This window comes from Roseomonas aerilata DSM 19363 (assembly GCF_000711725.1).
In the GTDB taxonomy this organism is placed as follows: domain Bacteria; phylum Pseudomonadota; class Alphaproteobacteria; order Acetobacterales; family Acetobacteraceae; genus Roseomonas; species Roseomonas aerilata.
On record NZ_JONP01000003.1, the window covers coordinates 130,667 to 148,587 of the forward strand.

19 protein-coding genes are annotated in these 17,921 nt (G+C 70.3%); 8 read left to right on the forward strand and 11 right to left on the reverse strand.

All coding sequences use genetic code 11. From position 1 onward, the window contains the following. Nucleotides 1-92 precede the first annotated feature (92 nt). Nucleotides 93-884: a DUF2243 domain-containing protein gene (locus tag BO39_RS04900; RefSeq protein WP_043830619.1), complete on the reverse strand. Its 792-nt coding sequence runs from the start codon at nt 882-884 to the stop codon at nt 93-95. Continuing rightward, a complete protein-coding gene (locus BO39_RS04905) occupies nt 881-1,252 on the reverse strand; it encodes an SPW repeat domain-containing protein (RefSeq protein ID WP_043830621.1) in 372 nt (123 codons plus the stop codon). Before BO39_RS04905 ends, BO39_RS04900 begins: the two co-directional genes overlap by 4 nt. A gap of 331 nt (nt 1,253-1,583) precedes the next feature. On the opposite strand from BO39_RS04905, the gene BO39_RS04910 reads away from it, so the two are divergent. The 3 genes from BO39_RS04910 (at nt 1,584) to BO39_RS04920 (ending at nt 4,596) form a co-directional block, all read left to right on the forward strand. Then, on the forward strand, nt 1,584-1,784 hold the full coding sequence (locus BO39_RS04910; protein WP_043830623.1) for a hypothetical protein: 201 nt from the start codon (nt 1,584-1,586) through the stop codon (nt 1,782-1,784). Nucleotides 1,785-1,833: 49 nt separating this feature from the next. Further along, entirely contained in the window at nt 1,834-2,931 is a 1,098-nt protein-coding gene (locus BO39_RS04915) for a patatin-like phospholipase family protein (RefSeq protein ID WP_052401527.1), read from the forward strand. Nucleotides 2,932-3,507: 576 nt separating this feature from the next. Beyond that, nucleotides 3,508-4,596 (forward strand): glycerophosphodiester phosphodiesterase family protein, encoded by a 1,089-nt coding sequence (locus BO39_RS04920; RefSeq protein WP_043830625.1) that lies wholly within the window; start codon nt 3,508-3,510, stop codon nt 4,594-4,596. A 311-nt stretch (nt 4,597-4,907) separates the two neighbouring features. Here the strand turns inward: BO39_RS04920 and BO39_RS04925 are convergent, their stop codons facing one another. Together BO39_RS04925 and BO39_RS04930 are read right to left on the reverse strand one after the other, a co-directional pair. Then, complete coding sequence (locus tag BO39_RS04925; protein WP_043830628.1) at nt 4,908-5,762, reverse strand: manganese catalase family protein; 855 nt, start codon at nt 5,760-5,762, stop codon at nt 4,908-4,910. Between the two features lie 402 nt (nt 5,763-6,164). Then, nucleotides 6,165-6,617, reverse strand: coding sequence for a response regulator (locus BO39_RS04930; protein ID WP_084697855.1), 453 nt, complete (start codon nt 6,615-6,617; stop codon nt 6,165-6,167). 159 nt (nt 6,618-6,776) lie between these two features. On the opposite strand from BO39_RS04930, the gene BO39_RS04935 reads away from it, so the two are divergent. Then, nucleotides 6,777-7,529, forward strand: a complete 753-nt coding sequence (locus tag BO39_RS04935; RefSeq protein WP_043830630.1) for a Crp/Fnr family transcriptional regulator — start codon at nt 6,777-6,779, stop codon at nt 7,527-7,529. A 75-nt stretch (nt 7,530-7,604) separates the two neighbouring features. Further along, on the forward strand, nt 7,605-9,611 hold the full coding sequence (locus BO39_RS04940; RefSeq protein WP_084697856.1) for a sensor histidine kinase: 2,007 nt from the start codon (nt 7,605-7,607) through the stop codon (nt 9,609-9,611). A 22-nt stretch (nt 9,612-9,633) separates the two neighbouring features. Here BO39_RS04940 and BO39_RS04945 read toward each other — a convergent pair whose 3' ends face one another. After that, the gene (locus BO39_RS04945; RefSeq protein WP_043830632.1) at nt 9,634-10,011 is read right to left on the reverse strand and encodes a response regulator; all 378 of its coding nucleotides are present in this window, start codon (nt 10,009-10,011) and stop codon (nt 9,634-9,636) included. 440 nt (nt 10,012-10,451) lie between these two features. On the opposite strand from BO39_RS04945, the gene BO39_RS04950 reads away from it, so the two are divergent. Then, nucleotides 10,452-11,720, forward strand: coding sequence for a family 1 glycosylhydrolase (locus BO39_RS04950; RefSeq protein ID WP_156963483.1), 1,269 nt, complete (start codon nt 10,452-10,454; stop codon nt 11,718-11,720). Beyond that, entirely contained in the window at nt 11,717-12,637 is a 921-nt protein-coding gene (locus BO39_RS04955; protein ID WP_043830633.1) for a Gfo/Idh/MocA family protein, read from the forward strand. The genes BO39_RS04950 and BO39_RS04955 overlap by 4 nt, the downstream gene beginning before the upstream one ends. 105 nt (nt 12,638-12,742) lie before the next feature. Here BO39_RS04955 and BO39_RS04960 read toward each other — a convergent pair whose 3' ends face one another. The 6 genes from BO39_RS04960 to BO39_RS04985 form a co-directional block, all read right to left on the reverse strand. Then, nucleotides 12,743-13,051: a hypothetical protein gene (locus tag BO39_RS04960; protein WP_043830634.1), complete on the reverse strand. Its 309-nt coding sequence runs from the start codon at nt 13,049-13,051 to the stop codon at nt 12,743-12,745. Nucleotides 13,052-13,441: 390 nt separating this feature from the next. Next, nucleotides 13,442-14,140: a DUF2161 family putative PD-(D/E)XK-type phosphodiesterase gene (locus BO39_RS04965; RefSeq protein WP_052401531.1), complete on the reverse strand. Its 699-nt coding sequence runs from the start codon at nt 14,138-14,140 to the stop codon at nt 13,442-13,444. A gap of 13 nt (nt 14,141-14,153) precedes the next feature. Beyond that, nucleotides 14,154-14,477: an HU family DNA-binding protein gene (locus BO39_RS04970; RefSeq protein ID WP_043830635.1), complete on the reverse strand. Its 324-nt coding sequence runs from the start codon at nt 14,475-14,477 to the stop codon at nt 14,154-14,156. Nucleotides 14,478-14,650: 173 nt separating this feature from the next. Then, nucleotides 14,651-15,580 (reverse strand): bifunctional riboflavin kinase/FAD synthetase, encoded by a 930-nt coding sequence (locus BO39_RS04975; protein WP_043830636.1) that lies wholly within the window; start codon nt 15,578-15,580, stop codon nt 14,651-14,653. 11 nt (nt 15,581-15,591) lie between these two features. Further along, nucleotides 15,592-16,176, reverse strand: coding sequence for an LOG family protein (locus BO39_RS04980; protein ID WP_043830925.1), 585 nt, complete (start codon nt 16,174-16,176; stop codon nt 15,592-15,594). Between the two features lie 41 nt (nt 16,177-16,217). After that, on the reverse strand, nt 16,218-16,667 hold the full coding sequence (locus BO39_RS04985) for a MaoC family dehydratase (RefSeq protein WP_043830638.1): 450 nt from the start codon (nt 16,665-16,667) through the stop codon (nt 16,218-16,220). 84 nt (nt 16,668-16,751) lie between these two features. On the opposite strand from BO39_RS04985, the gene BO39_RS04990 reads away from it, so the two are divergent. Next, nucleotides 16,752-17,894, forward strand: coding sequence for a M20 family metallopeptidase (locus BO39_RS04990; RefSeq protein ID WP_043830640.1), 1,143 nt, complete (start codon nt 16,752-16,754; stop codon nt 17,892-17,894). Nucleotides 17,895-17,921: the final 27 nt, after the last annotated feature.

The following is a 17,921-nucleotide window of genomic DNA, read 5'->3' on the forward strand; positions in this document are numbered from 1 at the left end:
CCTGTCTCTGCCGGCCCGGCCCGCCGCCTGGGAAGGCGGCGGGTTGCCCGTGATGGATCCGGGTGGGAACGCGGCCCCGCGGGGCCGGTTCCCTAGGCTGGCCGCTGCGTCCAGGCGAGGCATCCGCCGGTGATGGCGGAGCTGCCCACCAGGAGGGCGCCGCGGCGGTAGAGTTCGAGGACCGAGCCGCCGTCCCGCATGTCCACCGCGAGCAGGCCGCCGGAGGCGTCGGCCCAAGCCACGCGGCCGCCGGCGGCGATGGCGGCGGCGAAGGCCGCTTCGGGGGCAAGGCCCTCCCGGAACAGCACCAGCACGGTGGTGCTGCCCGCGGGCGAGAGGGCCGCGACCGGGCCGGAGGCGACGACGATGGCGGCGAGCGCTGCCGCGACCGCCCCGCCATAGCCGCCGCCCGCCGGGGGCTCGGCGCGCCGGCGCAGCAGCAGGCCGGCCAGGAGCGGCGGCACGCCGATGACGACGAGCCAGCCGATATCCCAGAGAAGCGGGTCCGGCACGTCCACGCGGATGCGGTGGATCCCGACGATCCAGTGGAAGACGACCACGTCCACCACCTGCCAGACGCCGAAGCCGAGCAGCACGGCCCCGAGCAGCCGCGCGCCGGAGCCGCCGGCCAGCCCATGGCGCCGGCCCCAGAGAAGGCCGAGGCCGAGGGCGGCAATGAGGTAGACGACCACGTGGAACATGCCGTCCGCCAGGATCTGCGCCCGGATGTCGCGCAGCGCCTCCCCCGGGACGAGGGAGAGGAAGTGGTGCCACTGGAGCACCTGGTGGAGCATGATCCCGTCGAAGAAGCCGCCCAGCGCGAAGCCGAGCACGCCGGCCGCGAAGGCGGGGCCGCGCGTAGGCCGGCCGATGGTGGCGCTCATGCCTGGCTGGTCAGGGTGGAGGTGTCAGGCGTGGTGCGGGTGATGAGGCTCGCCATGATCTCGAAGGCGCCGAGGATGAGGTGGGGCAGCCAGACATAGCCGGAGAAGCCGAAGAGCCATGGCGAGACGGCCAGCAGCAGGCCGGCGACGAGATCGAGGCCGAGATGCACGGGCATCGGGATGACGCGTACGACGCCGAGCTCGTAATCGGTCATCAGGGAACTGGCGAGGAGGACGAGGCCGACGACGACCGCGATCCACTGCGCGCTGCCGCCGTCGGCGAAGCCGAAGATCCAGGGGGAGGCGGCGATCACGATGCCCGCGACGTAGTCGATCATGCCGTGCGTACGGGTGGAGACGAATCTCATGGGCGCTCTTTCGTGTTCGGGTGGATCGGCAGCGACCGGTGCGCCGCGACGGCCCCGCCATCGGCGGACATGCGCGTCAGTCCTTCGCCCTGTCGCCCGGCGCGGTCTGGGCGGGCGGCAGTTGGCGGTGTGTCAGCGCTGTGCTGGATGGCTAGGCACTCCCTGCACGACGGTCGCCGTCCGATCATTGTCGGCTACCCGGATGGAACGCCCTTAACCTGTGCAAGCGGCCGCGCCTTTTCCTCAAAGCGTGATGGGCGGCGGCGGCCAAACCGTGGGGCCATCGCGTGCGTTCGATCAGGCAGAAGAGATCTGGAAGAGGAGCGGCAACATGACCACGGCCAAGAAGGCGGACCGGCGCGCGGAGGAGACGGGCTCGGGCAAGGGCGGCGTGAGCAACGAAGCCGGACCGGCGGCGGGCACGGGGCGCCTTGCCGAGAACGAGCCGCGCCACGACAACCAGCGCGACATCGGCGGCACCGGCTCCCCGAAATCCGATGGCGGACGGCCCGGCCACAAGGCGAATGCCTGAGGGGCTGGGCGCAGGCGCCGCACCCAGCCCGTCCCGCCAGGGAGAGAGGATGGTTCTCGTCCTCTCCGGCGGGATCGCGCTCGGGGCTTTCGAGGCAGGGGTCTATGCAGGACTGGCGGAAGCCGGCCGGGCGGAACCTGATTGGCTGCTCGGATCCTCCGCCGGGGCGCTGAACGCCGCCATCATCGCCGGCAACCCACCGGGAGGGCGGGTGGAGGCGCTACGCCGGTTCTGGGAGGGCGTCTCGGGCGATCCGACGCCCTGGACCTCCTTCCTGCTCGGCCTGCCGCCACCAGCCGGAGCCTGGCGGCGCGCCTACAGCGAGGCGGCGGTGGTGCAGTCGCTCCTGCTCGGCCGTCCGGGGCTCTTCCAGCCGCGGATCATGGGCGGTGACCTCGCGGGCCGGGCGCCGTCGCTCTACGACCTCGCGCCGCTGCGCCGGCGCCTGCCGGAATGCCTCGACTTCGAGCGGCTGAACCATCCCTCCTCGCCGCGGCTGAGCGTCGTCGCGACCGATGTGGTGAGCGGCGAGCGCGTGGTGTTCGACACGCGGCGGGACCGGATCGGGCCCGAAAACCTGCTTGCCTCCTGCGCGCTGCTGCCGGTCTTCGCCCCGGTGGAGGTGGAGGGACGATTGCTGGGCGACGGTGGGCTCTCCTCCAACGCGCCGCTCGACCTGCTGCTTGGCGACATCGGTGAAGAGCCGGTGTTCTGCCTGTTGGTGGAGCTTTTCGCGCAGCGGGGAAGCCGGCCCCGCACGCTGGCGGCCTCGGCGTCGCGCGCGGGGGACCTTGCCTTCGGCAACCAGACGCGGCGGCTGGTGGAGGCCTGCGAGCGCGAGTTCCGCCTGCGTGCCCTGGTCGCGGAGGTGGCGGAGCGGCTGCCGCCTGAGTTGCGCGAGGGACCGGAGATCGCTCCCCTGCTGCGCGAGGCCGGTGGGCCGCGCCGGCTAACCCTGCTGGTGCTCGGCCAGCGCGCCGGGCTGGACGAGGCCGGCCTGGGCAAGGCTTTCGACTTCTCGCCGCTGGCGGTGGGGGAGCGCTGGTCGGCCGGCACCGCGGCCCTGCGCGAGGGGTTGCGGCGGATCGGGGAGGAAACCGGCGGGGCCGCAGCGCCGGGGCTGGTGCTGCACGAGGTGGAAGGGTGATGCGCGGTCGTCCCGGTGGCGGCTGGGGCGGGGTCCGCAGCCGGGTTGACGGATGCCGCGGTTCACCGCGCGAATTCTCCGCTGGTCCGTTCGGCGCCCCGGGTGCGGAGCGCGACGAAGATGCGATGTTTCCGGCGTGAAGGAGTGAACAGGAAACCTTCCGCCGGATGAACGCCAGGCGGTGCCCTCGCTGGATCTTGGGTGTCGCTCCGATGATCCGCGTCGCGATCGGCGTGCTACGTCGCGGCGGATATCCGGCCGTGCATTCTGAGTGGCTGCTGAGGAAGCATAGAAGCATCGGAGCGCGGCCACCCATGGAAAGGAAGCCGTTTTTTCTCACTACCCGATGTCTACGGGGCGAAGAGGAATTCTTGGTTAAGATTTTGCTTCCATGTATCGGAAGTATATCAAAGTATTTAAAATCTCGTTTGTTCTTGTCGGCGCTTTTTCCACTCGGGTCGGCACATCGGTTATTATGAAATTTTTGCTTCGAAGGGTATTGGTTAAGCTTCTGAATTTCCAGGCTGGCATGGCAGTTGCGGCGAAGCGGATGTCTACAACTCTGAGGACGCCCTTATGGTCGCGCATTGCTTCACCGTTCTTCGCCGGGTTCTTCCGGCAACACGGCTCTCGACCGCGCTGGTCGTTGCTTCGGCTCTTTCCGCTACTGCCGCACAGGCGGCGCCCCTGCTCGGCGGATCCACCCTCAGCGGCGAGCCTCCGCTGATCATCAACCATCGCGGCGCCAGCGGCTACCTGCCCGAGGAGACGCTGGAGGCCTATCAGCTCTCGGTCGCCATGCGGGCGGACTACCTGGAGGGCGACGTGTACACCACGCGGGACGGGGTCGCCGTGATGCTTCACGACGGCACGCTGAACGCGACGACGAATGTGGTGAGCTACGCGAGCACGCATCCCGAGATCGCCGCCCTTCGGTCGCCGAACGGCACCTACAACGTCAACAACTTCACCTATTCGCAGCTCCAGCAGCTCACGGCGACCATCCGCAACGCGAACGGCTACGGCACCGACCGCAGCTTCTACGACCCGACCCGCGACTACAAGATGATCAGCCTCGCGCAGCTCGCCGACTATACCTACCAGACGGCCCAGGCGACGGGGCAGAACCTCGGCATCTATCCGGAGGCCAAGCAGAGCGGCCTGCCGGTGGTGGATGCCATTCTCGCCGTGCTGAACGACCCGAAGTACAACGGTTACTTCGCCGCCGGATCGGGCCACGCCATCCTGCAGTCCTTCGACCCCGCGCAGGTCCAGTACATGAATACGGTGACCGACCTGCCGCTCGCCCAGCTCGGCGTCTGCCCGACCACCGCGGCGCAGGCCCAGGCGATCAAGGCCTATGCCGACGGCGTGGGGCCCTCCATCAGCCAAGTGACCCAGGCTTGCGTCGACATCGCCCATGCCGCCGGGCTGACGGTGCATCCCTACACCTTCCTGAACAATCCCGCGCAGTACGCCCAGTTCTACGCGCTCGGGGTGGACGGCGTGTTCACCAACTTCGCCGATATCGCCAGGGCGGAGCGTGACAAGGCCTACGCGCCCGTGGCGGTGCCCGAGCCCGCCTCCCTTGCCCTGTTCGGCGTGGGGCTGCTGGGCATGGGGCTGGTGCGCCGCCGCGGCGCGAAGAGGCAGCCGCAGGCCTGAACAAGGTCTGAGAGCAGGGCCGCGCCATTCGCGGCTCAAGCGACGAAGGCCGGGCGCTTGGGCGCCCGGCCTCCTTCCTGAGCCGGGGCCGATCAGGTCCCTGCTCGTCCCCGGGGGCGGATCTGAGCGACGGATGCGCTCGGTTGATTCGCTTTTCAGGCCCCGGTCGCGTATATGGAGGGCAGGCCGCTGCGTGCTCCTCCAAGCGCCGGCGGCTCAGGGCCGGCTTGAGGCACCCGCCTGCCTCGCCGGCCCGTCTTTATTCCCAGTTCCCCAAAGGGCGCGCGACCCTGGGCCGCGCGCCGCCGCCGTCAGTTCGCCGGCGAGGTCATCGGCGGCTGGGTGGAGGTCTGCTCCACCTGCGCGCCGCTGTCCGGACGGGCTGGAGCGAGCTCCGGCACCTGGCCGAGCGGCTTCGAGATCATCGCCTCGAACTGGCCCTTGCCGTCGAGCGAGGGGCCGGTCGTCCACCGGCCTTCGGGCACCGTGCCGTCCACGCCATGCACGAAGAAGGCATAGGCGAACTCGCCCTTCTCCTGCGACTGCGGGAAGCTGTTCGGCACGGGCAGCGCCGCTTCCGTGCCGCCGAGCTCCTCGATGACGGCCAGCCACTGCTGCTGGTGCATCGTGTCGCGCGCGATGAGGAAGGAGAGCATGTCCTTCATGCCGGCGTCATCGGTCATGTTGTAGAGGCGCGTGGCGAGCGCGCGGCCGGTCGCCTCCGCCGCGACGTTCGCGTACATGTCGCCGACGATGTTGCCGCTGGCGTAGACGTGGCTCGCGTTGAAGGGCACGCCGTTGCAGTTCTCGGGCGTGGCGCCGAGGCCGGTGGAGAGGATGTGGCGCAGGTTCATGCCGTTCAGCACGGCGCCGGCCATCGAGTCCTTCGACATCTCCTCCTGGAAGGAGAGCGGTGCGCCCTCGAGGTTCAGGGCGACGGCGGTGGAGAGCATCTCGACATGGCCGATCTCCTCCGTGCCGGTGTTCAGCAGCATCTCCCGGTACTTCATCGGGCCGCGCGAGCCCCAGGACTGGAACAGGTACTGCATCATGACGCGAATCTCGCCCTCCACGCCGCCGATCGCCTGCTGCAGCGCGCGGGCGAAGACGGGATTGGGCTTGTCGACACGGACGGGGTACTGGAGGCGGGGGGTGCTGAAGAACATGCGTGCTTCCTTCTTTGGCAGGCGTTCTGCCGTCGGGAATGCGTATGTGGGTACGCGCGCGCGATGTGCCGTTCACCTGAGATAACGGACACGAGTGTTTGACCTGCGCCGCCAAGCCGCAGGGCGCAATGGCTCAGCTCATGGTGGGACGAAGGGCCCTGGCCTGGCTCCTGGCCCGTAAGCGCGAGGGCGGGGCGGGTTGCGGCGCGGCCGGGTGTCGCAACGGGGGGCGCGCCTGCAGCAGCTCGGCCTGGCGCGGCGAGAGCGACAGGATGAGGTGCAGCTGAAGAAGACGCCGGTTCAGCTCTGCCGGCGGCGGAAGCGCTTTCATTGCGTAAGACAAGTCGCCCGGGCGGCGGCTGTCGTTAACATCTGACAGAACAGACCGCCGCCTTCGGTCTTTCAGCCGTAGCCGTTCGATGGACCACAAAACTCGCGGAGCGCCTGCGCCAGCAAGCCGGGATCGAAGGGCTTCTCCCAGTAGGGCACGCTCCGAAAGCGCGCGGGCAGGAAGCTACGATCATAGCCTGTCGCGAACACGAAGGGGATGCCTTGCGCGAGAAGGGCGTCGCCGACAAGGAAGCACGCGTCGTCCCCGAGATTCACGTCCAGCACGGCGAGGTCGATCGGGCCCGCGCTCTCGATCAGCTCGAGCGCTTCCGAAAGGCGCGGCGCCGGGCCGATCACCTCGGCCCCGAGTTCGCGCAGCGCCTCGGCGATGTCGTCGGCGATGAAGAACTCGTCCTCCACGACGAGAACGCGGCGGCCGGCGGGCGCCGCACCGGCGCCTTGCTGCGGCCCTGGGAACACCGCGCCACCAAAGGAGCGTCGCGGAAGGTCGGGAAGAGTTGTCATCGCCGGCGTCTCCCTCCGTGGCAGTTCGCCACAGCTTGATTTTGTGCTCGACCTGACCGCAAGTTAAGTGAATTACATAGGTTAAGACCGCATCCGATCGAAGGGCATATGCCGGTCATGGCCCCCTGTCGTGGCCCCTGTGGCATGACCGGAGCACCGATGGATCTTCTCGCCTCGAATCCTCTTATCCTGAAACTGGAACAATTCGTCCGGCTCTCGTTCGAGGAGAAGCAGGTCCTTAACCTCGCGGCGTCGGAAGGGGTGCGCCAGATCGGGCCGCGCGGCGACATCATCCGCGAGGGCGACCGGCCGCAGACGCTGAACCTCGTGCTCTCGGGCTGGGCCTGCCGCTACAAGCATCTCGAGGACGGACGGCGACAGATCATCTCCTTCGTTCTGCCAGGCGATTTCTGCGACAGCCACGTTTTCGTCCTGCGCCAGATGGACCACTCCATCGGTTCCCTCACGCCGCTGACCTACGCGCAGCTTCCGCGCCGGCGCGTCGAGGAGATCACGGCGAAGCACCCGCGCCTGAACCAGGCCTTCCTGTGGGACGCGCTGGTGAACGCCGCGATCCAGCGCGAGTGGACGGTGAGCCTCGGTCAGCGCCACGCGCTGGAGCGGATGGCGCACCTCATGTGCGAGATCTTCCTCCGGCTGCGCGGCGTGGGGCAGACGGAGGGCAATTCCTGCGACCTGCCGCTCACCCAGGCGGGGATGGCCGATGCGATGGGGCTTTCTGTCGTTCACGTGAATCGGACGTTGCAGGAGCTGCGCGCGATGAAGCTCATCGTGCTGAAGGGCCGGACGCTCACCATTCCCGATCTTGCGGCCTTGCAGGATGCGGCGCAGTTCAACCCCAACTACCTCCACCTCGATGCGGAGGGACGGCATCTCGATGCGAATAACTAGGACCTGGCCGCGGACGCCGCCGGGGGCAGTGTCGCCGGGCCGGGGTCCCATGGCTCCGCGGGGGGGAGGCGGGCGATGAGCGGCAGGGGAGATCCGGGGGGCTGGCCCCCCGATGGCGGAGTGACGGGCGAGACCGTCCGGCGCATGGACTGGTCGGCGACGCCGCTCGGCGCGGCCAGCGGCTGGCCACCGGCGCTGCGGACGGCGGTGGAGATCTGCCTCTCCTCCGCCTTCCCCTGCTTCGTGGCCTGGGGCCCGGAGCTGACGCAGCTCTACAACGACGCCGCGGTCCCGCTTGTCCGCGTGCCGCACCCAGGGGCCTTCGGCTGCCCGATGCGGGAAGTGTGGCCCGATGCCTGGGACACCGTCGGGCCGCTGGCCGAGCAGGTGCTGACGCGCGGCGAGACGGTCTCGCGCGAGGATTTCGCCCTGCCTTCCGCAGCCGGGAAGCCGCCGGGGAGGGAGTGCTTCACCTTTTCCTCCAGCCCGCTGCGCGACGCGAGCGGGGCGGTGGCCGGGCTCTTCGCGACGGTGATCGAGACCACCCGCCGCGTGCGGGCCGAGGACGACCTGCGGCGGAGCGAGGCGCGGGGCGCCGTGCTGCTGGCCGTCGTGGACCGGATCAGGCCGCTGACGGACCGGGACGCGATCCTGTCGGAGGGGGCGGAGGCGCTGCGGCGCCACCTCGGCCTCACGACGGCCGGCTACAACGTGCTGGACCCGTCGGAGGCGGATGGGACGGCGGGGAACGAGGCGACGGGTGGCGGTGTGCCGCCCTGGACGGACCGGCCGCTCCGCCTCGCCGAGCTCCTGCCCGAGGCGGCCGGCGCGCTGCGGCAGGGGCGGGTGGTCGCGCTTGAGGCGCCGGTAGGCGGGACGGCGGGCCTGGCCATTCCGCTCCACCGCGGCGGGCGGCTTGTGGCCTGGTTCCGGGCAACCGCCACCGGCGCGCGGGCCTGGCCCGAGCACGAGAGGCGCCTCCTGCGGGAGGTGGCGGAGCGGGTCTGGGAGGCAGCGGAGCGGGCGACGGCGGAGGCCGCGGCGCGCGAGGGTCAGCGCCGGCTGCGTTCCCTGCTGGAGGGCATTCCGCAGCTCGTCTGGCGCGCGGTGGACGGCGGGAGCTGGACCTGGTCCAGCCCGCAATGGAGTGCCTATACCGGCCTGTCGGAGGCGGCCACCCGCGGCTACGGCTGGCTGGCCGCCGTGCACCCGGAGGACCGGGAGTCCGTGATGGCCACCTGGCACCGCTGCGCGGCCAAGGGGGAGCCGCCGGCCGAGTTCAGGGCCGAGTTCCGGCTGCTGCACGCGGCGGAGGGGCTGTACCGCTGGTTCCAGGCCCGCGCCGCCCCGGTGCGCGACGAGGCGGGGGCGGTGGTGGAATGGCTGGGCACCTCGACCGACGTGGACGAGCTGCGGCGGATGGGCCAGCACCAGCGGCTGCTGCTGGCCGAGTTGCAGCACCGGGTGCGCAACACCCTGAGCGTGATCCGATCCATCATCCGCCGCACCGTTCAGGCAAGCGACAGCCTCGATGACCTGGCGATGCACCTGGACGGGCGGATCGACGCCTTCTCGCGCGTGCAGGCGGCGGTGACGCGCAACCCGGAGCGCGGCATCGACCTCGCCCAGCTCGTGGCGGACGAGCTGCTGGCCTATTCCGCGCGGGAGGGAAAGCAGGTGCGCATCGAGGGGCCGGCGGTGGCGCTGCGACCAAAGGCGGCGGAGACGCTGGCGCTGGCATTCCACGAGCTGGCGACGAATGCGGTGAAGTTCGGCGCCCTGTCCCAACCGCAGGGAAGGGTAGAGGTCACTTGGGGCGCGGAGCTCCCCCCCGGGACGCCACGCCTGCTCTTTCACTGGCGGGAGAGCGGTGCGGCCCTGGCGGCCGAGCCGCCATTGCACCATGGCTTCGGCACCGAGCTGTTCGAGCGAACCCTTCCCTATGAGTTGAATGCCGAGGTGGAGCGGAGCCTCGAGCCCACAGGGCTGCTCTGCACCATCGCGCTGCCGCTCTCCGAGCGCCTGGTGAAGGAGGAGACGCTGCAGGAGCTCGGCCCCGGCACTCCGACGGGAGGAGGGTGAGACCGGGGCCCCTCTTTTTCCCCTAGCTAAGCTTCAGTTCCCCGAGGGCGGCCACCAGGGCGGGCAGGCCGATCGGCTTCTCGAGAAGCGGGGTGCCGCTGAAGCGGGAGTCGATGATCCAGGAGTCGTAGCCCGTGGCGAAGACGAAGGGCACGCCGGCCGTGCCCAGTGCCTCCGCCACGGTATAGACCGCCTCGCCATCGAGGTTCACGTCCAGCAGGGCGAGGTCCGGCTTTTCCTGCGAGAGGAGCCGGATGGCGGCGGCGACCTGCCCGACCGGCCCGAGCACCCGGCCGCCGAGACGCTCGACCAGCGTCCGCAGATCGTCGGCGATGAGGTAGTGGTCCTCGACGATCAGGACGCAGCGGCCAGCGAGCATGCGGGGGTGAGAGGGTGGCATCACCGGGCCCGACCTGGCTCCCCGGCCGTCGGGCGAAGGGTTGGCCGGCGGAGGATGGTCCCCCCCGCCTCTCGGCGTCTGCGGGATAATGCGGCGTTCCTGTTGGTCAAACACGGCGAGGCCGCGACGAGGACTGGGTAACGCCGATTTCAGGGAGTTGGAAGAGCTGCCCGCGCGCCGCGCACCCGGTTGCGGCGTGAGGCCAGGATTGCCGGAGCACACGCATCGCCTGTCTTTCCATAAAGAGCGCGCGAAATGACCCTCCCGAACGAACAAGGAAGCGCCCGGGTTGCAGGATGCGCCCAGCGGATCGGGGCGGGTCGCGCCGTACCGTTCCGCGGGACGCTACGCCCCCGAGGATAGGACCGCGGAGCACGCCGGCGCCCCTTTTCGGGCAACCCTGCCCGGCTTGCCCGCGCTGAACCGGCCGAGGAGTCCGCATGCCCGATCTCTTGCCCCCGGCCTTTCCGCCCAGCCCTGGCGTGACTGCGCCGCTCTTCCTCTTCGCGACGGGAATCGAGAACAGCAACCCGCGTGTGGGCGAGCGGCGGGTGGACCAGATGGCGGCCAGTGGGCACATGCAGCGCTGGCGGGAGGACTTCGCCCTCGTGCAGGAGGTCGGGTGCAATGCGCTGCGCTATGGCCCGCCGCTGCACAGCACCTGGCTCGGCGAGGGCCGCTACGACTGGGCCTTCGCTGACGAGACCTTCGCCGCCCTCCGCCACCAGGGCACCTACCCGATCGTGGATCTCTGCCATTTCGGCGTGCCGGACTGGATCGGGGATTTCCAGAACCCGGATTTCCCGCGCCTCTTCGCGGGTTACGCAGAGGCCTTTGCGGTGCGCTTCCCCTGGGTTCAGCTCTACACGCCCGTGAACGAGATGTATGTCTGCGCGCTCTTCTCCGGCCGGTACGGCTGGTGGAACGAGCGGATGACGACGGAGCGCGGCTTCGTCACGGCGCTGAAGCACCTCGTGGCCGCGAACCGGCTGGCCATGCGCGCCATCCTGCGCGTGCGGCCGGACGCGATATTCATCCAGAGCGAATCCGCCGAGCAGTACCACGCCTCCTCCCCGCGGGCCTGGGCGGAGGCGAAGCGGCGAAACGCGGAGCGCTTCCTCTCGCTCGACCTCAACTACGGGCACCAGATAGAGGCGCCGATGTACGAGCACCTGATGGACAACGGGATGACGCCGGAGGAGTACGCGGCCTTTCAGACCACCGACCTGAAGCGCCACTGCGTGCTCGGCACCGACTACTACGTGACGAACGAGCACCTGGTGCTGGAGGATTGCAGCACGCGCGCCTCGGGCGATGTCTATGGCTACGCCACGATCATCCAGCAGTACTATGCCCGCTACCACCTGCCGCTGATGCACACCGAGACGAACCTGGCGGACGACCTGCACGGCAGCTCGACGGACTGGCTGTGGAAGCAGTGGGCGAACCTGCTGCTGCTGTGGGAGACGCCGGTGCCGGTGCTCGGCTTCACCTGGTTCTCGCTGACCGACCAGGTGGACTGGGACACGGCGCTGCGCGAGAACAACGGGCGGGTGAATTCCGTCGGCCTCTACGATCTCGACCGCAAGCCGAGGCAGGTCGGGCGCGCCTACAAGCGGCTGATCAGCCAGTGGCAGGACGTGCTGCCGGCGCGCAGCCTCTGCCTGCGCCTGCCGCTTGTGGCCATCAACTCGGAGAGGGTGGCATGAGGATCGCGCTCGTCGGCTGCGGCGCCATTGCGCGCGCGCAGCACCTGCCGGCGCTCTCGGGCGAGACCGGCTTCGAGCTGGTGGCGACCGCCGACCCCCACGCGCACCCCGAGGGCACCGCCGCGCACCACTACGCGGACCACCGGGAAATGCTGGCCTCGGAGCCGGAGGTGGAGGCGGTCTCTGTCGCCTCGCCCACCGGCACGCATTTCGCCGTCGCGCGCGACGCGCTGCTCGCCGGGCGGCACGTGCTGCTGGAAAAACCGCCGGCCACGACGCTCGGCGAGGTTGTGGAGCTGCAGCGGATCGCGGCGGCACAGGGCAAGGTGCTCGTCACCTCCTTCCATGCCCAGCACAACGCGGCGGTGGAGCGGGCGCGGGAAATCCTGGAGGGCCACCCGCCGGCCAGCGTCTCCATCGAGTGGCGCGAGGACTTCGAGCGCTGGCACGGCGGGCAGACCTGGCCCTGGCAGCCCGGCGGCTTCGGGGTCTTCGATCCCGGCATCAACGCGCTCTCGATCCTCTGCCGCGTGATGCCGGGCGCGGAGTTTCGCGTGGCGAGCGCGCGTCTGCGCCTGCCGCCGGGGGCCGCGACGCCGGCAGCCGTGGACATGCGCCTCGCCTGGGAGGGTGGCGAGGGAGAGGCCGCCTTCGAGTGGCGGCGCGGCGGCACGGATATCTGGAACATCACCCTGCGCGGCACCTTCGGCGAGCTGCTGATCAGGGGCGTGCGGACGCTGCTGCGCGACGGCGCGGTGATCCTGCCGGAGGGACCGGACGTCGAGTACGACGGCGTCTACCGCGCCTTCCGCGCGGCGATCGCGGCGGGGCGGTCGGAGGTGAGCCAGCGCGAGCTGCGGATTATCGAGGACGCGATGACCATCGCCGCCGTGGAGCACGGCGGGGAGGCGCTCTGATCGGGATGATCGGAGCGGCAATACAGCCAGTAGGGCCACGATCCGTGCGTGACGCCAAGTGTACCCGGCCGCGATGGACGCGGCCGGGTACCCGCGAGGTGAGCGTCAGCCGCTCTGGTCAGCGAAGAAGTTCATGGCGGCGGGGGTAACATCGAAGCGGCCCGTCGCCGGCCGTGCCATGTTGTTGGCGGGCGGGGTCCAGGCCGGTGATCTCGCCGGGGAAACGAGGTACTGGTCCTCGCCTCCAACAAACCTGGGCGCCGCCGCTTCTACGCGTGCGACAGGGCGTGAAGGCTGCTTCCAGGCCTCCGCCCTGGTTTTCCCGCCCATGACGTCATTGCCGTCGGCGAAAGCCGGCGGTGCGCCGCTCATCAGAACGCCTGCCATGGTGACGACCGTGAAGATCCTGCGCATCGCACATCTCCAATAGGTCTGTTGCGTGTCGGACCAAGTGGCTCGGCCACGCGGATTGCGGAGATTGGGGCCGTGTTGGCCGCATCCATGGTGGAAGCGGCACGCGGGCTGCGAAGTGCGGCCACACCGGCAATGCGGTGTGTCGCGGCGGCTGACCGCCCCTTCAAGGAGAGGGTTGCGGCGCCGCGGAGGAAGCTGGCCCGAAGGCAGCTAGCCAGTCGACTGTGGACACTGAACGCGATCAACTCCAGCCATGCTGGCGGGACGACCGCGTGGCCACTACGAACAGATAGTCGCTTTTCCCGCCGATCCAGACGCCACGGACCACCGGTGGAAAATAAATCTCGTCGAGGCTTCGGCTTGCCACGGTTGGTGCCGAGCGGAAACGCCTTAGGCGCTTGCAGCCAGGAGGAGCGCCGCCTCGCCCGAGGGGGAGAGGCGGTAGACGCCGCGCTCCACCCGGTCGAACCAGCCATAGACGTTGCGCAGCAGGATCGCGCCGGCTTCCGGCACCGTCGCGGTCAGGTCGCGCGGGCGGCGCGGGCCTTCCCGCAGGGCGGCGGCGCAGGCAAGGGCGTTCTGGCGATAGGCGGTCATGATCGGCGTGCGCGTCGCGCCGCCCTTGTTCGGATCGCCGCGGCGGCGGCGGTGCTCGCGCAGCAGGAGGGCGCGGCGGCGCGGATTGCCGCGCGGGCGATAGGGTGAGGGCTCCGCCAACACCTGCACGCCCGCCCGGCCGGGATCCACTGCCAGCAGGCCGAAGCCGAGCAGGCGGCAGAGCTTTCGTACGCGCGCGTCCGCGTCCCGCCCGCGCGTCGTCGCGCGGACGGCGAGCCAGACCTCGTCCGCCGCCGCCATCCGGTCCACGCCCTGGAGGAGGAGTTCCAGGGTGAAGCCCATCTTCATCTCGGTGATGACGAGGAAGGGCGGCTCGCCAGGGCGGACGGCAACGATGTCGCAGCCGCAAACCTCGCCCTTCGCCTCGTAACCGAGCCCCTCCAGATGCGCCTTCACCGCCGCGTAGAGAGTCGTCTCCGGCGCCGCGTGCTGGGCAGCGGACGGCGTAGCGCGGCGCCGGCGGCGTGGCATGCGGGTGGTCGGTTCAGCCCGCCTTGGCGGACTTCGCGGCCTTGCGCTTCGCCTTCTTCGCACCGGCGAAAGCCGCGACCTTCAGCGAGGGGCTGGCCTTGAAGCGCACGGTGGCGCCGGCCTTAACGGCGACCTTCTCGCCCGTGCGGGGATTCAGCGCCGAGCGCTTGGGCGTCTCGCGCACGGTGAAGGAGCCGAAGTCGGGAAGGGAGAAGCGGCCGTTCTCGATGATCTCGTTCTTGATGGCGGCGATCAGGTCAGCCGCCAGGCGGCCGGCGGCAGCGCCGGTCATCTCGGTGGAGTTCTGGATGACGTCGGTGAGGAACTTCTTCGACACGGTAAGGGGAATCCTTCTCTGGGGCGGCGCGTTCGCTGGCGCGCGCTGCTCTTAGGGGCCCCGGACCCTGCTTGTGAAGGCGGGACCGCCTGTTTCGTGCCGTGCAGCGGCACCGATCGGTCCGGATGTGTTGCGCCCGCGACATGACCTTCGTCCGCAGGGCTTCCGCCAGATCAGGCGCCCAGCACGGCGCGTGCGCGGGTCGCGTCGTTCGCGATGGCGGCCTTCAGCGCATCCAGCCCGTCGAAGGTCGCGTCCTCGCGCAGGAAGCGGTGCAGGCGGATGCCGATCTCCTGGCCGTAGAGGTCGCCGGACCAGTCGAAGAGGTGGGTTTCCAGCCGCGTCTCCGGATCGCCGCCGAGGGTTGGCCGGCGGCCGACATTGGCGACGCCTGGCACGAGGCCTCCATCCGGCAGGGCGGCGACGACGGCGTAGACGCCGCGGGCCGGCTCCAGATGGCGGCCAAGCCAGACATTCGCCGTCGGCCAGCCGAGTTCCCGCCCCAGCCGGTCGCCGTGGAAGACCTCGCCGCGCACTTCCCAGTCGCGGCCGAGAAGGGCGGCGGCGCGCTCCGGGTAGCCGTCCTGAAGCGCGCGGCGGATGCGGGTGCTGCTGATCGGGCCCGCGGCGTCGGAGACCGGCGGCACGACCGTCAGGCCGATGCCGCGGGCTTCCGCCCAGCGTGCAAGGAAGGCGGTGTCCCCGCCGCGGCGGTGGCCGAAGGCGAAGTCCGAGCCGCAGGCAAGATGACGGGCGCCGAGCGCGCGATGGAGGACCGTGTCGCAGAAGGCCTCGGCCTCCATGGCGGCGAGGGCGGCGTCGAAGGGCACCGCGTGGACATGGGCGCAGCCGGCCGCGGCGAGGGCCTCGGCCTTCGCCGGCAGCAGGGTGAGGCGGAAGGGCGGGTCCTGCGGGCGGAAGTGCTCGCGCGGGTGCGGCTCGAAGGTGAGGGCGGCGAGCGGCAGGTCCGGGCGTGCGGAATGGGCGGCGGCCAGGACGGCGCGGTGGCCGAGATGCACGCCGTCGAGGTTGCCCAGCGCCACCGTGCCGCCGCGCGCGGCCTCCGGCAGGGCGTGCCAGTCGGTCCAGACCTGGCAGTCCATGAAGCGGCGGCTCAGGCCTGGGCCACGCGCTCGATCCAGCGCGTCACCTCCGGCGGGCGGAAGGCGGCGAGCAGGTCAAGCGCCTCCACCGGCTCGGCGGCGGTCAGGGCGATGGCGCGGTGCTCGGGCTTCACGAATCCCTCGTCGGCCATGGCGTCGAGCATGCCGTTCAGCCGGCTCCAGTAGCCCTGCACGTCGAGGAAGACGGTGCCCTTGCGGTGCAGGCCGAGCTGCGACCAGGTGAGGACCTCGAAGGCCTCCTCCAGCGTGCCGAAGCCGCCGGGAAGCACCACGAAGCCGTCCGAAAGGGCCGCCATCATCGCCTTGCGCTCGTGCATGGAGGCGACGACGTGCAGGCGGGTGACGGAGCCGTGGCCGAGTTCGCGCTGCATCAGGTGCTCGGGGATCACGCCGTCCACCTCGGCCCCGCCCTCCAGCGCGGCATCGGCGACGATGCCCATCAGCCCGACCTTGCCGCCCCCATAGACGAGGCCGAGGCCGCGATCCGCGATGGCAAGGCCGAGGGCGCGGGCGGCTTCGGCATGGGCGGGGTTGTTGCCCGGGTTCGCGCCACAGAAGACGCAGACCCGCTTCATCTCAATGCTCATGGGACGGAATGTGGCACCGCAGCACCCGCCTATCCAGCCGAAGGGGCTTCATTTCTGGCCTGCGGACCTTCCGGGATCATTACGACCGCCTCACCCTCCAGGACCACCACGCCCGCCGCAGTGCAGGTGGTGCGGAGCGTCGCGCGGCGGCGCTCGGGGTCCAGGCCCGTGACCTCGGCGGCCGCGGCCACGGTCTGGCCGATGCGGACCGGCGCCCGGAAGCGAAGGGTCTGGGAGACATAGACCGCCCCTGGCCCGGGCAGCTTCGTGCCCAGAAGACCGGAGATAAGGGAGGCGGTGAGCATCCCATGGGCCACGCGCTCCCCGAAGAAGGAGGCGGCGGCCGCCTCGGCATCGAGGTGGACGGGGTTGTTGTCGCCGGAGACGGCGGAGAAGAGGAGGATGTCGGCCTCTGTGATCGTTTTCGCGAAGCGGGCCGACTGGCCCAGCGATAGGTCCTCGAATCGAATCCCGTCCATGTGACCACTCCTTGCGGTGTCAGCATGGACAAGTCCTGACCCCGGCGCGAGAACCCCCGGCGCATTTGAGAGGGAAGAGGCACCATGGCGGCAACCCGGATCGGCACGAGCGAGGAACTGCTGGAGGAGCTGCGCGGCTGGGTGCTGCACGAGACCCCCACCACCGACGCGGCGGCCGTGAACGGGCTGATGGACCGCGCCGAGGCTGCCCTGCGCGAGGCGGGCGCCGATGTGACGCGCATTCCCGGCCGCGACGGCTACGGCGACAATCTCGTCGCCCGCACGCCGCCCTCGCCCTCCACGGGCAACCGCAAGCCGGTGGTAATCGCGGGGCATCTCGACACCGTGTGGGATCACGGGACGCTCGCCTCCTCGATGCCCTGGAAGGTGGAGGGGGAGAAGGCCTTCGGGCCCGGGATCTACGACATGAAGGCGGGTTCCTTCCTCGCCTTCCACGCGCTGCGGGAGATCCTGCGGCAGGGGGTGAAGACCAACAGCCCCATCACCCTTCTCCTCACGCCCGACGAGGAGGTGGGGAGCCCGACCTCCCGCGAGCTGATCGAGCGGGAGGCGCGGGGCGCCAGCGCCGTGCTGATCCCGGAGCCCGCAGGGAACCCGGGCGGCGCCTGCGTGACCGCACGCAAGGGCGTGGGGCGCTTCACCGTGCGCATCCAGGGCGTCTCCTCCCATGCCGGCGGCAACTGGTCGGAGGGGCGGAGCGCGGTGGTGGCGCTGGCGGGGGTGATCCAGAAGGTCCACGCCATGGTGGACCTGGCGGCGGGCACCACCACCAATGTCGCGCCTGTCTGGGGCGGTACGCGGCCGAACGTGGTTCCGCCCGAGGCCGGCTGTGAAATCGACCTTCGCGTCGCCAACCTCGAGGACGGGGAGCGGATGGAGCGGGAGATCCTCGCACTGGCAGGCAGCGAGGACGGGATCACCATCACCGTGGAGGGCGGGATGAACCGGCCCTCCTTCGCGGAGAACGCGAACATCCTCAACCTCTACGAGCGCGCGCGGACCCTCGCGCGGGAGGCCGGCTACGAGCTGCCGAAGCAGCACCGCGGCGGCGGCTCGGACGGGAATTTCACGGCGGCGCTGGGCGTCCCGACGCTGGATGGGCTGGGCTGCACCGGCGCGGGGGCCCACGCGCCCTTCGAACACATCCTGTGGCGCGATCTGGCGCCGCGGGGAGAGGTGATCGCGGGACTGTTGGAAACCCTTTAGGCCGCGCGCGCCGACGACGGCGCCGCG